At 68.2% G+C, this 18,958-nt stretch carries 20 protein-coding genes; 17 read left to right on the forward strand and 3 right to left on the reverse strand.

The window, feature by feature from the left end; genetic code table 11:
- From HR086_RS20710 to HR086_RS20740, 7 genes are all read left to right on the forward strand, one after another.
- Window positions 1–967: hypothetical protein (locus HR086_RS20710; RefSeq protein ID WP_174466479.1), on the forward strand; the 967-nt coding region annotated here is incomplete at its 5' end.
- Window positions 967–1,818: a hypothetical protein gene (locus HR086_RS20715; protein WP_174466480.1), complete on the forward strand. Its 852-nt coding sequence runs from the start codon at window positions 967–969 to the stop codon at window positions 1,816–1,818. The genes HR086_RS20710 and HR086_RS20715, both read left to right, overlap by 1 nt.
- A 20-nt stretch (window positions 1,819–1,838) precedes the next feature.
- Window positions 1,839–2,027 carry a hypothetical protein gene (locus HR086_RS20720; protein WP_141644460.1) on the forward strand — a complete coding sequence of 63 codons (189 nt, stop codon included), beginning with the start codon at window positions 1,839–1,841 and terminating at the stop codon, window positions 2,025–2,027.
- A gap of 464 nt (window positions 2,028–2,491) precedes the next feature.
- Entirely contained in the window at window positions 2,492–3,295 is an 804-nt protein-coding gene (locus HR086_RS20725) for a TadE/TadG family type IV pilus assembly protein (protein WP_174466481.1), read from the forward strand.
- Complete coding sequence (locus HR086_RS20730; RefSeq protein WP_174466482.1) at window positions 3,271–4,827, forward strand: hypothetical protein; 1,557 nt, start codon at window positions 3,271–3,273, stop codon at window positions 4,825–4,827. Before HR086_RS20725 ends, HR086_RS20730 begins: the two co-directional genes overlap by 25 nt.
- Window positions 4,828–4,832: 5 nt before the next feature.
- The gene (locus HR086_RS20735; RefSeq protein WP_174466483.1) at window positions 4,833–5,900 is read left to right on the forward strand and encodes a hypothetical protein; all 1,068 of its coding nucleotides are present in this window, start codon (window positions 4,833–4,835) and stop codon (window positions 5,898–5,900) included.
- The gene (locus tag HR086_RS20740; protein WP_174466484.1) at window positions 5,900–6,076 is read left to right on the forward strand and encodes a hypothetical protein; all 177 of its coding nucleotides are present in this window, start codon (window positions 5,900–5,902) and stop codon (window positions 6,074–6,076) included. The genes HR086_RS20735 and HR086_RS20740 overlap by 1 nt, the downstream gene beginning before the upstream one ends.
- A gap of 21 nt (window positions 6,077–6,097) precedes the next feature.
- Here the strand turns inward: HR086_RS20740 and HR086_RS20745 are convergent, their stop codons facing one another.
- A complete protein-coding gene (locus tag HR086_RS20745) occupies window positions 6,098–7,339 on the reverse strand; it encodes an ABC transporter substrate-binding protein (RefSeq protein WP_174466485.1) in 1,242 nt (413 codons plus the stop codon).
- A gap of 183 nt (window positions 7,340–7,522) precedes the next feature.
- On the opposite strand from HR086_RS20745, the gene HR086_RS20750 reads away from it, so the two are divergent.
- The 7 genes from HR086_RS20750 to sufT are packed head-to-tail and all read left to right on the forward strand — an operon-like array spanning window position 7,523 to window position 13,838.
- Window positions 7,523–8,041, forward strand: coding sequence for an SUF system Fe-S cluster assembly regulator (locus tag HR086_RS20750; RefSeq protein ID WP_141644454.1), 519 nt, complete (start codon window positions 7,523–7,525; stop codon window positions 8,039–8,041).
- Window positions 8,038–9,474, forward strand: coding sequence for a Fe-S cluster assembly protein SufB (gene sufB, locus HR086_RS20755; protein WP_141644453.1), 1,437 nt, complete (start codon window positions 8,038–8,040; stop codon window positions 9,472–9,474). Before HR086_RS20750 ends, sufB begins: the two co-directional genes overlap by 4 nt.
- A 2-nt stretch (window positions 9,475–9,476) precedes the next feature.
- A complete protein-coding gene (gene sufC / locus HR086_RS20760) occupies window positions 9,477–10,268 on the forward strand; it encodes a Fe-S cluster assembly ATPase SufC (RefSeq protein ID WP_174454637.1) in 792 nt (263 codons plus the stop codon).
- Entirely contained in the window at window positions 10,265–11,599 is a 1,335-nt protein-coding gene (gene sufD / locus HR086_RS20765) for a Fe-S cluster assembly protein SufD (RefSeq protein WP_174454638.1), read from the forward strand. The genes sufC and sufD overlap by 4 nt, the downstream gene beginning before the upstream one ends.
- Window positions 11,596–12,819 carry a cysteine desulfurase gene (locus HR086_RS20770; RefSeq protein WP_174454639.1) on the forward strand — a complete coding sequence of 408 codons (1,224 nt, stop codon included), beginning with the start codon at window positions 11,596–11,598 and terminating at the stop codon, window positions 12,817–12,819. Before sufD ends, HR086_RS20770 begins: the two co-directional genes overlap by 4 nt.
- Window positions 12,816–13,277: a Fe-S cluster assembly sulfur transfer protein SufU gene (gene sufU, locus HR086_RS20775; RefSeq protein WP_141644449.1), complete on the forward strand. Its 462-nt coding sequence runs from the start codon at window positions 12,816–12,818 to the stop codon at window positions 13,275–13,277. Before HR086_RS20770 ends, sufU begins: the two co-directional genes overlap by 4 nt.
- A gap of 18 nt (window positions 13,278–13,295) precedes the next feature.
- The gene (sufT, locus tag HR086_RS20780) at window positions 13,296–13,838 is read left to right on the forward strand and encodes a putative Fe-S cluster assembly protein SufT (protein ID WP_141644448.1); all 543 of its coding nucleotides are present in this window, start codon (window positions 13,296–13,298) and stop codon (window positions 13,836–13,838) included.
- Between the two features lie 116 nt (window positions 13,839–13,954).
- On the opposite strand, the gene HR086_RS20785 is transcribed toward sufT, so the two are convergent.
- Window positions 13,955–14,653, reverse strand: coding sequence for a type 1 glutamine amidotransferase domain-containing protein (locus HR086_RS20785; RefSeq protein WP_141644447.1), 699 nt, complete (start codon window positions 14,651–14,653; stop codon window positions 13,955–13,957).
- Between the two features lie 196 nt (window positions 14,654–14,849).
- Between HR086_RS20785 and HR086_RS20790 the strand changes: the two genes are divergently transcribed.
- The 3 genes from HR086_RS20790 to HR086_RS20800 all read left to right on the forward strand — a co-directional run bounded on the left by HR086_RS20790 (window position 14,850) and on the right by HR086_RS20800 (window position 17,974).
- On the forward strand, window positions 14,850–15,974 hold the full coding sequence (locus HR086_RS20790; RefSeq protein WP_174454640.1) for an isoaspartyl peptidase/L-asparaginase family protein: 1,125 nt from the start codon (window positions 14,850–14,852) through the stop codon (window positions 15,972–15,974).
- 132 nt (window positions 15,975–16,106) lie between these two features.
- A complete protein-coding gene (locus HR086_RS20795; RefSeq protein ID WP_174454641.1) occupies window positions 16,107–16,484 on the forward strand; it encodes a hypothetical protein in 378 nt (125 codons plus the stop codon).
- A gap of 128 nt (window positions 16,485–16,612) precedes the next feature.
- Complete coding sequence (locus HR086_RS20800; protein ID WP_174459683.1) at window positions 16,613–17,974, forward strand: S9 family peptidase; 1,362 nt, start codon at window positions 16,613–16,615, stop codon at window positions 17,972–17,974.
- A gap of 23 nt (window positions 17,975–17,997) precedes the next feature.
- Here HR086_RS20800 and HR086_RS20805 read toward each other — a convergent pair whose 3' ends face one another.
- Entirely contained in the window at window positions 17,998–18,888 is an 891-nt protein-coding gene (locus HR086_RS20805) for a DUF6463 family protein (RefSeq protein ID WP_174466486.1), read from the reverse strand.
- Window positions 18,889–18,958 lie beyond the last annotated feature (70 nt).

An 18,958-nucleotide genomic window follows, 5' to 3' on the forward strand; every position in this document is an offset into this window, starting at 1 on the left:
GGATTACGCCGTGCAGGACTATCCGACCCCGCCCAAGGACCCGCCCGAGTCCGGCCCGGAGCCCTTCAATGGCTTCACCGGCGCGCAGTACTTCGCGCGGCTCATGTACTGCGACCACGAGTCGGGCCTCGACAGCTTCGGCCCTGGCAAGGGTCCCGAGTGTGAGAACGACGAGGGCCACCACGCGGAGGTGTCCGCGCATGCGTGCTGGCTCAACCCGGGAGCGCAGCAGGTGCAGTGCACGCTGAACCAGGCCGACCCCAATGGCGGCGGTGGCGGCGGCCCCGCGGGCGCGTACAACGTGGACCTGCACCAGTCGTACATGGACCAGTTCGGAAAGGGCGGCGTCATCCGCTGCTCGGCGCGCCTGGGCGTGCAGAACTACCTGCTGCCCAAGTCCTTCCTGCAGGACTTCAGTCAGGTGGGGCTCGCGCGGCAGACGAAGAAGCGCTCCGATGGCATCCACGGCAACGCGACGGGGGGCGACTTGCAGGACGACCCGCGCGGGCTCGAGGGCGACGTCTACCTGCTGCCCTGGGAGCGCATCGCCATCGTCACCGATACGTGGGCGCTCACGAAGCCCGCGAACCTGGGGCCGGGGACGGCGAACGGCGAAGAGGACAACCTCTACGTGCGGCTGGCGCAGGTCTACAAGAACCAGGACAACGCGGGGTACACCCAGATGTCCTCGGCCGCCGAGGCGCTCGTCAGCCAGGCCACGCAGGAAGTGCTCAACAGCGCGATTCGCCTGGACTCCATGCCCCCCGGGGACGACCCGCGCGAGCCCAGCCTCTCCATCAAGCCCTTCCCGTCGAGCGGCGGGCCGGTGCAGACCCTGGATCAGAACGGCGGAAGCGCCAGCTACTTCAACAGCGAGTGGAAGGACTGGGACAAGGACAACAACGAGGCCACGCACAGCGCCCGAGGGAACAACTACCTGGGCTGTGCCCAGGCGGAGAGCTGCTGATGTCGCGTGCCTCGAGCCTGGTCATCCGCGTGCCGGCGCTGCTGTTCTCCGTGGCCGTGGTGGGCTCGTTGATTGGCTTTGCCTGGGAGGGCGCCGTCTACGGGCGGCGCGACGCGACGGAGGAGTGGGCTCCTCCGCCCTCGCTCGATGATGCGCCCCCCGCGAAGCCCGCGGGGCGCTCGCCCGAGGAGGAGGCCGCGCTGAAGCGCGCGCTGGTGCACTTCCCCGCGTATCCCCGGGCGAGCCGCGCGGAGCTGCTCGCGGTGGACTACCTGGGCCCGGACGTGCCCATCGCCGTGGCGTGGTTCTCCACGAAGGACACGCCGGAGCAGGTCCTCTCCCACTACCGGCAGGTGCTGCTGGACAATGGGCTGCCGGTGCTCGGCGAGCGCCATGGCGAGCACGGGGGCTGGGTGGGGTACTGGAGTCCGGCGACGGAGGAGATGCGGCTCGTCTCCGTGCTGGCGCAGGGAGGAGAGACGCTGGGCTTCGTGTCGGCGGGGCAGGTGGCGCCGCTGTTGAAGCGGGCCTCGCGGGTGCCGCCCTGGATTCCGCTGCCGCCCGAGCTGGGTCAACCCGTCACGCTCTCCTTCTCCATGGAGGGGGCCTCTCACCACGTCGTCTCCGGCCAGCTGCCGGAGGGCTCTCCGACCTCGGTGGGTGAGCGGTACCGGAGCCTGCTCACGCAGCAGGGCTGGGACGTGGGGGCCGTGGAGCCGGTGGACGCGAACGGCATCGCGTTCGAGTTGATGAAGGGCACCACCCTGGGGCGGGCCACCTTGCGCACGCGCGCGGAGGCGCCAGGGGTGGAGCTTCAGGTCTCGCTGCTCCAGCGAGGTGCCGCTCCGTGAACGACAGGAAGGATACAGCGATGGCGAAGTCACCCCGGAGGCTGGGGCTTGTTCGGGCGCGCGGTCAGTCGATGGTGGAGTACGCCGTGGTCACCGCCGCGCTGATGGGCTTTACCGTGATGGGCTGGCCGTTCCTGGTGCAGTTGCTGAACGCACTGCAGCGGTACTTCGGTTCCATCTACTACGTCATCCAGTCGCCCATCCCGTAGGGGCGTGGAGTCGCCCCCGGCATGGGGGCGGGGCCCGTGGCATCGAGGCCAGGACGGAGTCGTGACCCGCGGACGCCGTGAGTGAGGCCGCGCGGGCTTTCCCGTACGTGAGCGCACCGGAACCGCGCCACCTCTACGTGTTTCCCCCGAAACATCTGCTCAAGCGTGCGAGGGAGGCCTGGCTGCCCCACGGGCCAGCAGGCAGTGTATGGCCTCTCATGCCTCCCAGTAATGTCGGGTGTTTGTCATATCTCCGTGTCGTGGGTTCCCACCATGGAGCATGGCTGTATTTGTCCGGTGCATGTGAGGGCAAGCGGCCGAGGTGACGCGATTGTGACGAAGGCAACGCCTCGTGGGGAATGATTGTCATTCATGTGCAGGGGGCAACATTGCGGGTTTTGAGTGGAGGTTTTGATTCCCAGGGATTTTGAGGGGGGCGCTGTGGGTGTGGTAGTGATTGGTGTATGCGATGTCGCCTCTGCTTTCGCCTTGCAAGGGCACAGTCTGGACAGGCTGCGGTGGAGTCCGCGATTGTCCTGCCGCTCTTCGTCTTTCTCATCCTGGGCATCCTGCAGTTGGGGTTGATGCACCAGGCGCGGCTCCTGACGAAGTACGCCGCCTATAAAGCGGTGCGGGCCGGCTCCATCCACAACGCGAGCGTGAAGGAGATGGAGCGGGCGGCGGTCGCCGTGCTCCTGCCGATGCTGGCCAAGCGCTCCTCGGGGCCGGACGGCATCGAATATGTCCGCCCGGTGAACAGCGGGCAGGACTTCACGACGAAGTGGAGCGAGCTGAAGAGCAACGAGATGGCGGACACGGACTTGAAGTACGCCGAGGTCACCATCTGCGGGCCGACGAAGGCGGACGTGGGCGGCGGTGGTGGTGAGCTGGACTTCGACGACCCAGACAACGCGACCTCCGACGACTGGAAGCAGAGCCACCGCACCAAGCTGCGTGTGCAGGTGACGTTCAACTACCGGCTCGTCATCCCGTTCGCGGATTGGGTCATCTACAACGCCGCGCGCGCCCGCGACATGCCCATGGTGGTGCGCATGGGCGAGGTGAAGGCGGCGGAGAAGAGCAAGGCCTCCGGGCGCAGGTTCGGGAGCGCCGGCAAGGGCGAGAGCCCCTACGACAGCGCCGCCTCCAAGGGCATCTACATCGCGCCCATCCGCGCCACGTACACGATGCGGATGCAGTCGAATCTCTACCTCAACACCAGCGACCTTCCAGGGAGCAACGTATGCCTCTTCCCGTTCTCCTACTGAGCCGGTCGCGCCGTCGCATCCAGCGCGGACAGGCCATTGTCCTGGGCTCGCTGTCGTTCCTGGTGCTCGCGCTGATGGTGACGCTGAGCTTCAACCTGAGCCACGCGCTGCGCCAGAAGATGAGCCTGCAGCAACATGGCGATGCCATGTCGTTCTCCATGGGCGTGTTGGAGGCGCGGGCACTCAACTATTACGCGGTGACCAACCGGGCCATCGCTGGCTCCTACGTGGCGATGAACAGCCTTCACGCGTACATGGCCACCGCGAGCATCACCGGCCAGATCATGCGCGCGGGGCAAATGAGCTTCCCCCTGATTATCGCGCAGGAGACCGCCAGGTGCGTCGCCTGCAAGGGGACGTGCCCTTGCTGCCAGCACGCGGTGGACGCCGGGCGGGTCATGGAGAAGTTCAGGAAGCAGGGCGATATGTACGACCGGAAGGTCAGGGGGCTGGAGGGGAACTTCAGGAGTGCCATGGAGGGACTGGACCTGATGGTGGACAACATCCACACCTCGCAGCGCTCGGTCCATGAGAAGACCGTGCAGGCGGTGAAGGACGGCTCCAGCCATGGCCTGTCCCGGCTCAAGACCGACGCCGCGCCCAATGTGAGTGACCTGTCTTCGGCGGTGGGTGCCCTCAACGCCAACGAGTTCAATTGCGCCGTGGATGGGATGCAATGCCAGGGCAGCGTGCCGAACTCCTCGCCCGAGGCCCGTGCGCGCGTCGTGACGGAGATTGGCAATGCGAGCCGTTCGGGATGGCCCGCGAACCGGAATATCACTGGGGGTATTCCGACGAATCTTCATCCTGAGTTCGTGAAGGAGGTCCTGGATCTTCCCGGCACGGGGGTGAACACACTGACCCTCCACAAGGGCTCCTCCAAGACGGTGCAGAGTCAGAACAATGTCTACGGAGGCGGTCAGAGTCCGGGCAACCAGGGGTCCACAGTGGCCGCCGCCGAGTCGGGGATCTTCACGCAGGTCTCCTGGCACGAATCGACAGGCCTGCCGTTGCCCTATGACGCCTCCATCTGGAGTGACTCAGGAGGCGGTGGTCACTCCGTCGGTGGGGCGCACCGGGGCCAGCATCGCTTCGAGGGCACCAACGTGCGGGCGCTCACGGCGTGCGCGGGCTCGGGCAACTGCTTCATGAAGTACCGCGCCAACCCGGATGTGAGACGGGACTGGGGCCAACCGCGCGTCTACAGCTATTACACGATGAAGCTGAACGTCGGTGACCCGAAGAAGGCCCCGTGGGAGCTCAACAACTCCCGGCGCGTGAAGTTCGAGCACGGCGCCCAGGGCTCGGGGGACCTGACGTTGGCCGCTGGCGAGGGCATGAGCCTGTCCAAGTCCCTGGTCTACTACCACCGCTTCAAGCAGGGCGGCTGGTCGGAGCCTCCCAACCTCTTCGCCCCTTACTGGCGCGTGAAGCTGCATCCCTTCACCCCGCAGGAGGCCAAGAAGGTGCTGGAGGACGCGGGCAACAGCGACGCGGCCACCATCGCCGAGGCACCGGAGGTGTCGCTGTGAGGCCCATGAAGAGAGCTGGGACGCGAATCGCTCGGGGCGCCGCCGCGGTGGAGACGGCCCTGTGCATGCTCGTCATCATCCCCGTGTTCATGTACGCCATCTTCCTGGACGACCTCTTGCGCCACGTGCTGGACGCGCAGGAGACCACGCTCTCCACCGTCTGGGATTACGCGGTGTCGGACTACGCGGCGGAGCCCAAGGGAGGGGATTCCTTCGCGGGCTTCGCCCAGACGCAGGGCCTGGCCCGGCAGATGTATTGCGACCACGAGTCGGGCCTCGACAGCTATGGGCCCGACAAGGGAATCGAATGCAAGGATGACGTGAGCCACCACCAGGAGTTGGTGGCCCACGCGTGCTGGCTGCACCCAGGAGCTCAGCAGGTGGAGTGTACGGTGGAGCAGCAGGCGGTCGGCAGCTACGGGGTCACGCTGCATGCGGCGTACATGACCCGGTTCAACCGGGGCGGGCTCATCCGCTGCTCGGCGCGGAGCGGCGTGCAGAACTACCTGCTCCCCAAGACGCTCTTCTCGGAGTTCAGCGACGTCGACCTGGCCAAGGAGCCGAAGGACAAGGGCGCCAAGGACGTCCACGGGAACGCCAAGAAGAAGCGTGACGTGGAGCAGGACACCTACCTGCTCCCCTGGGAGTACATCGCGCTGGTGACGGACACGTGGGCCCTCACCGAGAGCCAGAGCTTCCAGCCCGGCGACTCGCAGAAGAAGGCAGGCGACCTCTACGCACGCGTGGCGCAGGTGTACACGAACGGCGAGAACGCGGGTTACACCCAGATGCAGACCGCTGCCCAGGCGCTCGTCACGCAGGGCATCAGCAACAAGCTGCTCTCTCCCACGCTGGAGCTCAGCCTCTCGAAGCCCGGTGATGACCCGACCCGGGTCAGCATGTCCATCCGGCCCCAGAACGGTGGCGCGCCGACCCAGCGAATCAATCAGGGCCAGGGCAGTAGCACCTACTTCAACAACGAGTGGCGCGACTGGGACTCCGACAACAACCAGAAGACGCACGACAAGCGCGGCGACTACTACATGGGCTGCAAGAAGCCGGGGGAGTGCTGATGGCGTCGTTGTCGCGTCGCAAGCCGCACGGCCAGTCGATGGTGGAGTACGCCACCGTCACGGCCGCGCTGATGGGCTTCACGGTGATGGGCTGGCCGTTCCTGGTGCAACTGCTCAACGCGCTCCAGCGGTACTTCAGCTCCATCTACTACGTCATCCAGTCCCCCATCCCTTGAGGACGGGGGACCGGGGCGTCACTACGGCTTCACCGTGGTGACGAACTCCGCCTTGCCGCCGGCGACCTTCAGGACGACGGCTTCCTTCACGGCATCACGGTTCGCATCCAGGGTGATTCGCCCCGCCACGCCCGGGAAGTCCTTCGTCGCGGCAATCGCGTCGCGCAGCGCCGGGCCGCTCGTGTCCGGGGCGCGCTTGAGCGCCTCCACCAGCACCCGCGCCGCGTCGTACGACAGCGCCGCCACGCTGTCCGGCACGCTGCCGTACTTCTCCTTGTACCGCGCGAGGAACGACTGCAGCACCGGGTCCGGGTTGCCCGGCGAGTAGTGGTTGGAGAAGTAGCTGCCCTCCAGCGCGGACCCGCCCAGTTCGAACAGCTTGTCGGAGTCCCAGCCGTCACCGCCGAGCAGCGGCACCTTCAGCCCCACCTCGCGCGCCTGCCGCGCGATGATGCCCACGTCCGTGTAGTACCCCGGCACGAACACCGCCTCCGGCTTCACCTGCTTGAGCGCCGTCAGCTGCGCGCGGAAGTCCGTGTCGCCCTTCGAGTAGCTCTCGCTGGCGACAATCGTCCCGCCGAACTCCTGGAACTTCGCCGTGAAGACTTCCGCCAGTCCTATCGAGAAGGCGCTCTTGTTGTCCGTCAGCACCGCGACCTTCGACAGCTTCAGGTTCTCCCGTGCGAACTTCGCCATCACCAGGCCCTGGAACTCGTCGATGAAGCAGACGCGGAAGATGTAGTCGCCCTTCTTCGTCACCTCGGCGCTCGTCGAGGTGGGCGTAATCATCGGCACCTTGCCCACCTGCGCCTTCTCCGCCATCGCCATGGATACGGAGGAGGCCGCCTCGCCCAGAATCGCCACCACCCTGTCTTGGGTGATGAGCCGCGTCGCCGCCTGCGCCCCTTCCTCCGGACGCCCCTGGCTGTCGTACACGCGCACCGCCAGCGGGCGGCCCCGCACCCCGCCCGCGGCGTTCGCCTCGTTGAGGGCCAGCTCGATGCCGTTGCGCGCGGAGACGCCGAACGTCGCCTCGCTGCCCGTCAGGCTGCCCACCTCGCCGATGAGGATGGCCCCCTTCGAGTCAGGAGCCGCGGCCTGTGCGTCCGAACCCACGGGCGCTTGCGCGGGTGTGCCTGCCTGGGTGCCAGCGGCCTGCGTGTCGCCAGCCTGCCCGGTGGGCGGAGTCTCGGTGGGGGCGGACTTCTTCTCGCAGCCCGCCAGGGCCAGGGCCAGCGTGGCGAGCAGCAGCAGTGGACGCATGAGCGGATTCCCTCCGGAAATCAGGACTCCCACCCTAGCCCTCTCCCCCTTGCCCTCCAACCCGGCGCATTTGAGCACGCGGCCCAAAATGCAATGTGGACTAAATCGGTCCAGATTACATATGACGCGCCCGGTGGCCATGAGGCCCCGTGGGAATGGACCCAGAGAGGAGAGGCGTCCCGCATGCTCCGGATGAGCAAGATGACCGACTACGGCATCGTGCTGATGACCGAGCTGGCTCGCGCGGAGGGTGGCACCCGCACCACTCGCGAGCTGGCGGCGCGCACCCGTGTGCCATTGCCCTCGGCCAGCAAGGTGCTCAAGGGCCTGCTGCAGGCGGGGCTCGTGGTGTCGCACCGGGGCGCCAACGGCGGCTACGGGCTGGCGCATCCCGCCGCGTCGCTCTCCCTGGCGGAGCTGGTGGCCTCGTTGGAAGGCCCCGTCTCGCTCACGGAGTGTGGCGTCCACACCACCGGCGGCGCGCCCTGTGAGCTGGAGGCCGTGTGCCAGGTGCGGGGCCACTGGCGGCTCATCAATCAGGCCATTCAGGAGGCCCTGGGGCGCCTGACGCTGGCGGACCTCATCGCCCCGGCGCCGCGCATGCCCGAGCGCCTCATCGGCCTGGGCATCCCCGCGCGGGCCGCCCCGGCAGCCGCCGCCAACACCTCGACATCTTCCGCCACGACAGGAGTTCGCTCATGACCACCGACACCCTCCAGGAACTGACGCGCCGCCCGTACGCGGCCGGCTTCGTCTCCGCGGTGGAGGCGGACACCTTCCCGCCGGGGCTGAACGAGGACGTCATCCGCGCGCTGTCGGAGAAGAAGGGCGAGCCCCCCTTCCTGCTCGAGTGGCGTCTGAAGTCCTACCGTCACTGGCTCACGCTGCGCGAGCCCACGTGGCAGGCCGTCACGTACAAGCCCATCGACTACCAGGCCATCAGCTACTACTCGGCGCCCCGGTTCAAACCGAAGAAGGACAGCCTGGACGAGGTGGACCCGGAGATTCTCCGCACCTACGAGAAGCTGGGCATCCCGTTGGTGGAGCAGCAGCGGCTGCAGAACGTCGCGGTGGATGCCGTGTTCGACTCGGTGTCCGTGGCCACGACGTTCAAGGACAAGCTGGCCAAGGCGGGCGTCATCTTCTGCTCGTTCTCCGAAGCCGTGCGCGAGCACCCGGAGCTGCTCCGCAAGTACCTGGGCTCGGTGGTGCCGCACTCGGACAACTTCTTCGCGGCGCTCAACTCGGCCGTGTTCAGCGACGGCTCGTTCGTCTACATCCCCAAGGGCGTTCGCTGCCCCATGGAGCTGTCCACGTACTTCCGCATCAACGCCGCGGAGACGGGCCAGTTCGAGCGCACCCTCATCGTCGCCGACGAGGGCTCGTACGTGAGCTACCTGGAGGGCTGCACCGCGCCCCAGCGCGACACCAACCAGTTGCATGCGGCCGTGGTGGAGTTGGTGGCGCTCGAGGGGGCCACCATCAAGTACTCCACGGTGCAGAACTGGTACCCGGGTGACGCGGAGGGCAAGGGCGGCATCTACAACTTCGTCACCAAGCGCGGCATCGCCCACAAGCGCGCGAAGATTTCGTGGACGCAGGTGGAGACGGGCTCGGCGATTACGTGGAAGTACCCGAGCGTCATCCTCAAGGGGGATGACTCGGTGGGCGAGTTCTACTCGGTGGCGCTCACCAACAACCTCCAGCAGGCGGACACGGGCACGAAGATGGTGCACCTGGGGAAGAACACCCGCAGCACCATCGTGTCCAAGGGCATCTCCGCGGGACGCGGGCAGAACACGTACCGCGGGCTGGTGAAGGTGCTCAAGAGCGCGGAGAACGCGCGCAACTACACGCAATGCGACTCGTTGCTCCTCGGAGACAAGTGCGGCGCCCACACGGTGCCGTACATCGAGGTGAAGAACGCGTCGGCGCAGGTGGAGCATGAGGCGTCCACGTCGAAGATTGGCGAGGACCAGCTTTTCTACTGTCGGCAGCGCGGCATCTCTCAAGAGGACGCGGTGTCGATGATTGTGAATGGCTTCTGCCGGCAGGTGTTCAAGGAGCTCCCCATGGAGTTCGCGGTGGAAGCACAGAAGCTGCTCGGAGTGAGTCTGGAAGGGAGCGTGGGGTAGGTATGGCTTTGCTGTCCGTTCGGAATCTGCACGCCCGTGTGGGCGACAAGGACATCCTCAAGGGCATCGACCTGGAGGTGGGCGCCGGAGAGGTGCACGCCATCATGGGGCCCAACGGCTCTGGGAAGAGCACCCTGGCGAGCGTGCTCGCGGGGCGGGATGCCTATGAAGTGACGAAGGGCGAGGTCCTCCTCGACGGCAAGCCGCTGTTGGAGCTGGCCCCCGAGGCGCGCGCCGCCGAAGGCGTGTTCCTCGCCTTCCAGTACCCGGTGGAGATTCCGGGCGTGGGCAACCTGCACTTCCTGCGCACCGCGCTCAACGCGCAGCGCCGGGTGAAGGGGCTGGAGGAATTGGATGCGATGGACTTCCTCCAGATGGCCAAGGAGAAGTCCAAGCTGGTGCAGCTCGACGCGGCCTTCATGAACCGCTCGGTGAACGAGGGGTTCTCCGGTGGCGAGAAGAAGCGCAACGAAATCTTCCAGATGGCGGTGCTGGAGCCGCGGCTGGCCATCCTCGACGAGACGGACTCGGGGCTGGACATCGACGCCCTTCGCACGGTGGCGGGTGGGGTGAACGGGCTGCGCTCGCCCCAGCGCGCCATGGTGGTGATTACGCACTACCAGCGACTGTTGGACTACATCGTCCCGGACAAGGTCCACGTCATGGCGGGTGGGCGCATCATCCGCTCCGGTGGACGCGAGCTGGCGCTGGAGCTGGAGGAGAAGGGCTACGCCTGGCTGGGGCTTCAGGACGGCAAGGCGGCCGCCACGAAGGGCGGGGAGGCACGGCGATGACGCCGGGGCTGACTCGTTATGTGGACGTGGCCTCGCGCTTCCAGGCGCGGGACACGGCGACCACGCCCGCGTGGCTCCAGCGCGTGCGGCAGGAGGGGCTCGCGCACTTCGCGCGGCTGGGCCTGCCCACGACGCGTGACGAGGCGTGGAAGTACACCAACCTTGCGCCCATCGCGGACGGGGCCTTCGTGCCTTCCGCGACGGCGGGGAGCACGGCGGAGCTGGCGGCGGTGGTGGCGCGGCTCGCGCTGCCCGGTCCCCGGCTGGTGTTCGTGGATGGTCGGCTGTCGCCAGAGCTGTCGTCGGTGGCGGGCCTGCCGCGGGGCCTGACGCTGAAGCCACTGCGCGACGCGCTGGTGGAGGACGGGGCGCTCCTGGAGGCGGAGCTGGGTCAGCGAGCGCTCGCGGCGGAGCATGCCTTCACGGCGCTCAACGCGGCGTTGCTGGAGGACGGGGCCGTGCTGCGCCTGGCGCCGGGGGCGCTGAGTGAGGTGCCCGTGCAGCTCGTCTTCCTGACCCGGGGAGACGCGCCGGTGCTGGCCAGTCCGCGCATCCTCGTGGTGGCGGGAGAGGGCAGCGAGGCGACGCTGGTGGAGACATACGCCAGCGCGACGGGCGGCGGCTCGGGCCAGGGCTTCACCAACGCGGTGACGGAGGTGACGCTGGGCGACAACGCCAGCTTGAAGCACTACCGGCTCCAGGCGGAGGGTGACGCGGCGGTGCACGTGGGAGGTCTGCACGTGCGGCAGGGCTGTGACAGCCGCTTCGTGTCGCACACCTTCGCCTTCGGCGGCGTGCTGGCTCGCAACGAGGTGCATGTCACCTTCGCGGGCGAGGGCGGCGATGCCACCCTCAATGGCCTGTACGTAGGGCGCGGGACGCAGCACCTGGACCAGCGGACGGCGCTGGACCACGCGGTGCCCCGCTGCACCAGCCGCGAGCTGTACAAGGGCGTGCTGGATGACCGCGCGCGAGGCACCTTCCACGGACTGGTGAAGGTGCGGCAGGACGCGCAGCGCACGGACTCGCGGCAGCAGAACCGCAACCTGCTCCTGTCGGAGCACGCGCAGGCGGACACCCGGCCTCAGCTCGAAATCCTGGCGGATGACGTGAAGTGCGCGCACGGCGCCGTGGTGGGGCGGCTGGATGCGCAGGCGCTGTTCTATCTGCGCTCGCGAGGCATTCCCCGCGCGGAGGCGGAGCGGTTGCTCACGTATGCCTTCGCCCGGGAGTTGGTGGATGCGGTGCCGGAAGGGCCGGTGCGCGCGAGTGTGGAAGGGCTGCTCGCCCCGAAGCTTCCGGGTTCGCCCCGGACGGAGGTGACGGCATGAGCACGTTCGACGTGCAGCGCGTCCGTCAGGACTTCCCCCTGCTTCACCAAGAGGTGCGGGGCCGGCCCCTGGTGTACCTGGACAGCGCGGCGACGGCGCAGAAGCCGCAGGCCGTCATCGACGCCATCGTCCGCTTCTACCAGCACGACAACGCCAACGTTCACCGGGGGGTCCACGTCCTCTCGGAGCGGGCCACCGAGGCCTACGAGGGCGCGCGCGAGACGGTGCGTGGCTTCCTCAACGCTCGGGACGCGCGGGAAATCGTCTTCGTGCGCGGCACCACCGAGGCCATCAACCTGGTGGCGCAGACGTATGGCCGCAAGCACGTGGGGCCCGGGGATGAAATCCTCATCACCCAGATGGAGCACCACGCGAACATCGTCCCCTGGAAGATGCTCTGCGAGCAGACGGGGGCGACGCTGCGGGTGATTCCGGTGGATGACCGGGGCGAGCTGGTGCTCGACGCGGTGGACGCGCTGCTCACGGAGAAGACGCGCATCCTCGCGGTGACCCACGTGTCCAACGCGCTGGGCACCGTGAATCCGGTGAAGGAGCTGACGCGCCGGGCCCACGCCAAGGGCATCCCCGTGCTGGTGGATGGAGCGCAGTCGGTCACGCACTTCCCGGTGGATGTGCAGGATTTGGGCTGCGACTTCTATGCGCTGAGCGGGCACAAGCTGTTCGGCCCCACGGGCATCGGCGTGCTGTACGGGCGCCTGGAGCGCCTGGAGCCGATGCCTCCGTATCAGGGCGGCGGCGACATGATTCTCTCCGTGACGATGGAGAAGATTACGTACAACCGCGTGCCGCACCGGTTCGAGGCGGGGACTCCGAACCTGGAGGGCGCGGTGGGACTGGCCGCCGCCATCAGCTATCTCCAGGACCTGGGGCTGGACGCCATCGCCGAGCATGACCGGGCGCTGATGGCCTACGCCACGCAGGCGCTGGAGTCGGTGCCGGGGCTGCGGCTGGTGGGCACCGCGCGCGAGAAAGCCGGTGTGCTGTCCTTCACGCTGGAGGACATCCACCCGCACGACGTGGGGACGATTCTGGACCGCGAGGGTATCTGCATCCGCACGGGCCACCACTGCGCGCAGCCGGTGATGCAGCACTTCAAGCTGCCGGCGACGGCGCGGGCGTCCCTGGCGCTCTACAACACGCGCGAGGACGTGGACGCGCTCGTGCGGGGACTGCACAAGGTGAGGGAGGTGTTCCGATGAGCTCGGGCTCGGACGACTTGAAGGACCTCTACCAGGAGGTGGTGCTGGAGCACTCCAAGAGGCCGCGCAACTACCGCGTGGTGGAGGGCGCCAACCACGAGGCGGCGGGGCACAACCCGCTGTGCGGAGACCAGCTCTCCGTGACGATGAAGGTGGATGGAGACGTCATCCGCGACATCGGCTTCCAGGGGCAGGGGTGCGCGATTTCCCGCGCGTCGGCGTCGCTGATGACCGGGGTGGTGAAGGACAAGACGCGCGCGGAGGCGGAGGCCCTCTTCGAGAAGGTGCACAAGCTGGTGACGGAAGGGCCGGAGTCGGTGGACGTGGAGGCGCTGGGCAAGCTCGCGGTGCTGTCCGGCGTGAGCGAGTTCCCCGCCCGGGTGAAGTGCGCCAGCCTCGCGTGGCACACGATGCGCGCGGCGCTGGAAGGGCGAGATGAAGCGGTTTCCACGGAGTAGGGAAGGAGGAAGCGGACCATGCGAGGCGTGACGGCGATGTTGGAGCGGGAGGTTCCCGCGACCATCATTCCCAGTGGTGACAGGGTGGTGCTGCCGGAGGGCGCGGAGCTGCGGGTGATGCAGACCCTGGGCGGCAACATCACGGTGCAGGACCCCTACGGGCAGCTCTTCCGCATCGACGAGAAGGACGGCGCGGCGCTGGGCGCGGAGTATGCGCCGCAGGAGAAGGCCGCCGGGGACGCGAGTGCCTTCCACGAGGAGCAGGTCTGGGAGCAGCTGCGCACGGTGTATGACCCGGAGATTCCGGTGAACATCGTGGAGCTGGGCCTGGTGTACGCGTGCAAGGCGGAGCCGCTGCCGGAAGGCGGCCAGCGCGTGGACATCCAGATGACCCTGACGGCGCCCGGCTGCGGCATGGGCCCGGTGCTGGTGGACGACGTGCGCACCAAGGTGGGCTCGGTGCCGGGCGTGAAGGAAGCCAACGTCGAGCTGGTCTGGGACCCGCCATGGGACCAGGGCCGGATGACGGACGTGGCGCGGCTCCAGCTCGGCTGGATGTGACGCGCGGAGCGGCTGTGCGCATGTGAAGTCGTCGTCGCCGAGCCGTGTGCCCCCGCACGCGGCTCAGGCGTGCGCCCGGGGTACCCTCGTGAGGTCCCCGCTGTGCATGAGGCGCGTCAGCGTGACGCGAGCCTGCGGACGCCGAAGCTCAAGGCCGCCGTGGCGAGGCTCCCCGCGAGCAGCCGAGGCCAGCGGCGCGTCGGCTCCGTCGGAGCATGGTAGCGCGCGGGCGCGGGGTGCTCCCCGGCGTGGCGGATGCGCTCGCGCACCTCCGGCATCTTCTCCTCGAACAGCTCCACCATGGCGCGCTCGAAGAGGGGCAGGTCTTGCGGCCCCCGGCTGGAGACCCAGTTGTCGTCGCGCACCATCGCCTCGTCGCGCCACTGCGCGCCGGAGTTCTTCACATCGTCGCGGATGCCGGGCCACGAGGTGAGCGTGCGCCCCTCGGTGAGCCCCGCCGAGATGAGCAGCCACGGCGCGTGACAGATGATGGCGATGGGCAGGTTGAGCGAATCCGCGTCGTGGATGAAGTCCTTCGCGAGCGCGCTCTGCCGAAGCGTGTCCGGGTTGATGAGACCTCCGGGCAGGAGCACCGCGTCGAAGTCCGCCGCCTTCACGTCCTTCAGCGTCGCGTCCACGCGGACCTTCTTGCCGGGGAGCATGTGGTTCATGCCTCGGATGTGGCCGGGCAGGAGCGACACGAGGGTCACCTCCGCGCCCTGGCGCTCCAGCTTCTTGACTGGCCGCGTCAGCTCCACCTGCTCGAAGCCGCTCGTCGCCAGCACCGCCACCCGCAAGCCCTTCAGCTTCTTCATCGCGCGCTCCTGTCCCCTGGACGCTCCGGACTCTGTGCATGGTGGTGCGTCCCTGCATGACGGGATGGAGCAGGCAGGCGGGCAGGCGCCGTTGTGCCTCCCGGGTCGCCGTGCTACCGACCCGACACCCTGTCCGGGACGTCGGGTGTTGGTGCCACACACGCCTCGTCTCCCGGCTGCCGCTGGAGGTCGCCGAATGTTCGCTTCGCTCCCTTCTCTTCCCCGGAGCCTCGTCGCGGGGACCGCGCTGCTCCTCATTCCCATGGGCTGCACCAGCGCGGAGTCCGCGCGCGTCGATGATGCCCGGCTCACCCAGGAAGGCTCCGCTGCTCGCAAGCCGCGTTGGGGTCTGGTCATCCACGGAGGCGCGGGGGTCATCTCGCGGGAGAACCTCTCCGCGGAGCGCGAGGCCGAGGTTCGCGCCGTGCTCCAGCAGGCACTCCAGGCCGGGCACTCGGTCCTTGCTCAGGGCGGCAGCAGCCTGGACGCGGTGACGGCGGCCATCCGCATCCTGGAAGACTCGCCCCACTTCAACGCGGGCAAGGGCGCGGTCTTCAACCATGACGGCATCAACGAGCTGGACGCCGCCATCATGGACGGAACGACGCGCGCGGCGGGCGCGGTGGCGGGCCTGCGGCACGTGAAGAACCCCATCGAGCTGGCGCGCCGGGTGATGGAGAAGTCGCCACACGTGATGATGATTGGAGAGGGCGCGGAGTCCTTCGCGAAGGCCCAGGGCGTGGAGTTGGTCGACGCGAAGTACTTCTTCACGGAGGAGCGGTGGCAGAGCCTCCAGCGCGCGCTGGAGAAGGAGCGCGCCACGCCCGCTCCGGGACAGCCCTCGTCGTCGCTGCGTCCCGGCCATGATCCGGTGACGGGCGACCACAAGTTCGGCACCGTGGGCGCGGTGGCGCTGGACCAGGCCGGCAACCTCGCGGCGGGCACGTCCACCGGAGGCATGACGAACAAACGCTACGGCCGCGTGGGCGACGCCCCCATCATCGGCGCAGGTACCTACGCGGACCCGCGCTGCGCGGTCTCCGCCACCGGCCATGGTGAGTTCTTCATCCGCTACACGGTGGCGCGCGACATCTGCGCGCGCGTCGAGTACCAGGAGCTCCCCCTGCCCGAGGCCGCCAACGTCGTCGTCCATGACGTGCTGGTGAAGGCTGGAGGCGAAGGCGGAGTCATCGCCATGGACCGCGAAGGCAACGTGGCCATGCCCTTCAACTCGTCGGGGATGTACCGGGGTTATGTGGGACAGGACGGCCAGCCGCACGTGGCCATCTTCAAGGACCCGGCTCCTCCCGCGTCGAAGTAGGCCGCCGTTGTCGGTCTGGGTGGGCGCGTGACGGGGAAGCGCGCCTGGAGTGCAATCGAGTTGCTCCTGTATACTGTGTCCAGGTCCGCGCAATGTCGCGCGGCCTGTGTGTGAGTCGAAAGGAGCATCCTCATGGTGTCACTTCGCAAGCACCTGCCGTGGAGCGTCGCGGCCCTTCTCGCCCTCTTCGCGGGAGTCTTCTCCGCGCTGCCCGCCCACGCGGAATCCACGGAGGAGGCCGTCTGCATCGGCGGTGAGCAGGAGGCGGAGCGTGCCTCGCTCGCCATCTGCCACCAGTCCTTCTGTTCCGACGTGAGTGATTGCTGGGAGGCGTGTCCGAACGCGCGGACGGCGGCCTGTGTCGAAAGTGCGTGCGAGTATACGTATCCGAGCGGGGGTGGCGGTGGTGGTGGCCCTCTCTGCCACCAGCAGTTCTGCTCCGAGGATTCCCAGTGCGTGTGCAACAACGCGCAGGGCTTCTGCGGCGCCGACAGCACCTGCTACTTCTGACGCGCTGAGAGGGGCCTTCGGGAGGCGCCTTGCGTGGCTTCTCAGGGCGCCTGGGTCCGCTGTCGGGTCCGCGACGAAATCGCCGCGGACCCTTTTCAGAAAAGTCCGAGCGCGGTGTCTTGGAGGACATGCGCACGATACTGCTCGCACTGGCCCTCCTGGGATGCTCCGCCTCCGCCTCGGACGTCGAGGGCGTGTCTCCCGACACCACCGAGCTCGCGAATCCCGCCTTGTCGGTGACGGTGCTGGGGTCCGGGCAGGCGGAGGCTGGAGGTCAGCTCTGGCAGTACCATTTGCTGCGGCTCCAGGAGGCCGGCAAGGCGCCCACCTATGCCCAGTGGTTCCCGCCCCGGAACCCGGGCTTGTGGCCCACGATGATGCTCACCCGTCCCTATGACGGAATCACGTGGACGGGCGAGGTGGTGGACCAGAAGTGGGCCCTGCGAGGGCCGGGCATCCATCCAGACGACAGCGAGCCCCACCACCACGCGGGTTCGTCCGCCATCGCCTTCTCCATCAGCCCGCCTGAGTTCATCGCCGCGGAGTCGTTCTTCTATCTGTTCCACGACTTCGGCGTGCTCAACGTCTTCGGTCGCTTCTATGCGGGCGGCGACATCCAGAACGACCGGGACGACATGCACGCGGGCATGCGCTTTCTCGCGCAGGCCCCCGGCGTGGATCGCTCGCGCATCGGTGTCCATGGCGGCTCATGGGGCGGCTTCGAGGCGCTCTACGCCGCGGCGGATGCTCCGGTGGAGGCGCGGCCCAAGGTGGGCGTGGCGCTCTTCCCGCTGTCCGACTTCGCGCGCCAGTACGAATACCTCACGTCCGTCATCCCCGCGCGGGTGTCGGACCCGGTGGTGCGCAACCAGTACGCCACCTTCTTCGAGCCCTACCTGCGCCGCATCAACGCCACCACGGGAGGCGCTCCAGGCACGGCGGGGGCGGACTACAGCCGGTGGACGCGCGAGCACCTGGCACCGAAGCTCTCCACGCCGTTCCTCGTCATCCACGAGGACTGGGACACGCTCGTGCCAGTGGAGCAGACGCAGACGCTGGCATCCCTCGTCGGCCCCAGCCTGACGGCGCTGTACCTCCTGCACCTGGACGCGCCGGACTGGAACACGCGAGGGCTGGACCACGGGCTGCTGGTGGGCCAGTACGGCCACGCGGTCAACACGGTGACGCTGGGGCACCTGCTGACGAATCTGGGGGGCCCGTCACAGGTGCTCTTCGTCCCCTTCGTGCAGGACACGCTGGTGGCCTGGCTGTGGGAGGTGCGCGTCCTCCAGTATTACGGCCGGGACATGTCCGCGGTGGCCCCCCGCCTGCGCGAGCTGGCGGACCCGCGCGTGGGACTCTTCGAGCTGACCACGGGCGGGGTCGTGCTCGGCGCGGAGTGGGTGGCCCTGGCGGTGAACGCCCTCTGGGGAACGCAGTACACGGCCGCCAACATCCGCGAGGCGCTGTCCGCCGGACTGCCTCCCTGAGTGGAAGGCCCGAAGTCACGCTGCTACCGATGCACCGTTGGAGCGCCTGACGTGGCCACCGAGCCGAGTGTTCCGGCCGCCGCTCGCGCCATGGCGCCGACGACCAGGTGATGGAAGGGCCGGATGACGTTGAAGTACACCGGCCCCGCCCAGTTCCGGTAGCGCACCACCGTCACGACGTGGAAGCGGCGCGGGAGGGTGGGGCCGGGCTCCACGCAGACGGCGAGGACCGCATCCAGGTGCGAGTCCTCCGCGCCCACCACCCAGGCGCGCTCCTCCTCCGCGTGGCGCACGGTGAAGAAGGCGGCCGTGGCGCCCCGGCTCATGGGCACGTCCTCCGCGCGCAGACGCCGGGGCTGGGGCACGCCGACCTGTCGCAGGCCGAGCAGGCGGACGAAGACTCCGCGCACCGTGAACAGCGCGGTCACCCATGCGGGCTGATACGACATCAGCCGGGCGACGAACTCGCGCAGGGAGAGCTCCGACTCCACCGTCTTCACGTCCACGTGGTGGGCGCCCTCCAGGAACTCGGGCGGCACACCGGGCAGCGCCTTCACGAAGCGGTGCGCCCGCCGGAGCGCGAGCAGGCCCAGCGGCAGCAGCACCCAGCCCCCTGTCACCGGCATGGGCACCACCAAGAACACGCCGAGGCCCAGCAGTCCCCAGCCGAAGCTCGCCGGGGGAGGGCGGCCCGTCTCGCGTTCCACCCAGCGCGCCAGGGCCCCCAGCAGCATCATTCCCCAGCCAGCGACGAGGAACCAGAAGGCCGCCGCACGGGCGCCCATGTCCTCCGGCACGCTGGCGAGGACTCCCGCGCTCGCCATCTCCCACAGGGGCCCCCGGTAGAGCACCAGCCCCACGACCTGGTGCAGCCCTCCGACGACCATCAGCAGCGTCCCCGTTGTCACTCGCATGCGCGGCCTCCCCTCTGACATACGGCTCCGCATGTCCATACGGTACCGTATGGAGGAGACGTAACAAGGA

Origin of the sequence: Myxococcus sp. CA039A (assembly GCF_013336645.1) — a bacterium.
Classification (GTDB): Bacteria; Myxococcota; Myxococcia; order Myxococcales; family Myxococcaceae; genus Myxococcus; species Myxococcus llanfairpwllgwyngyllgogerychwyrndrobwllllantysiliogogogochensis.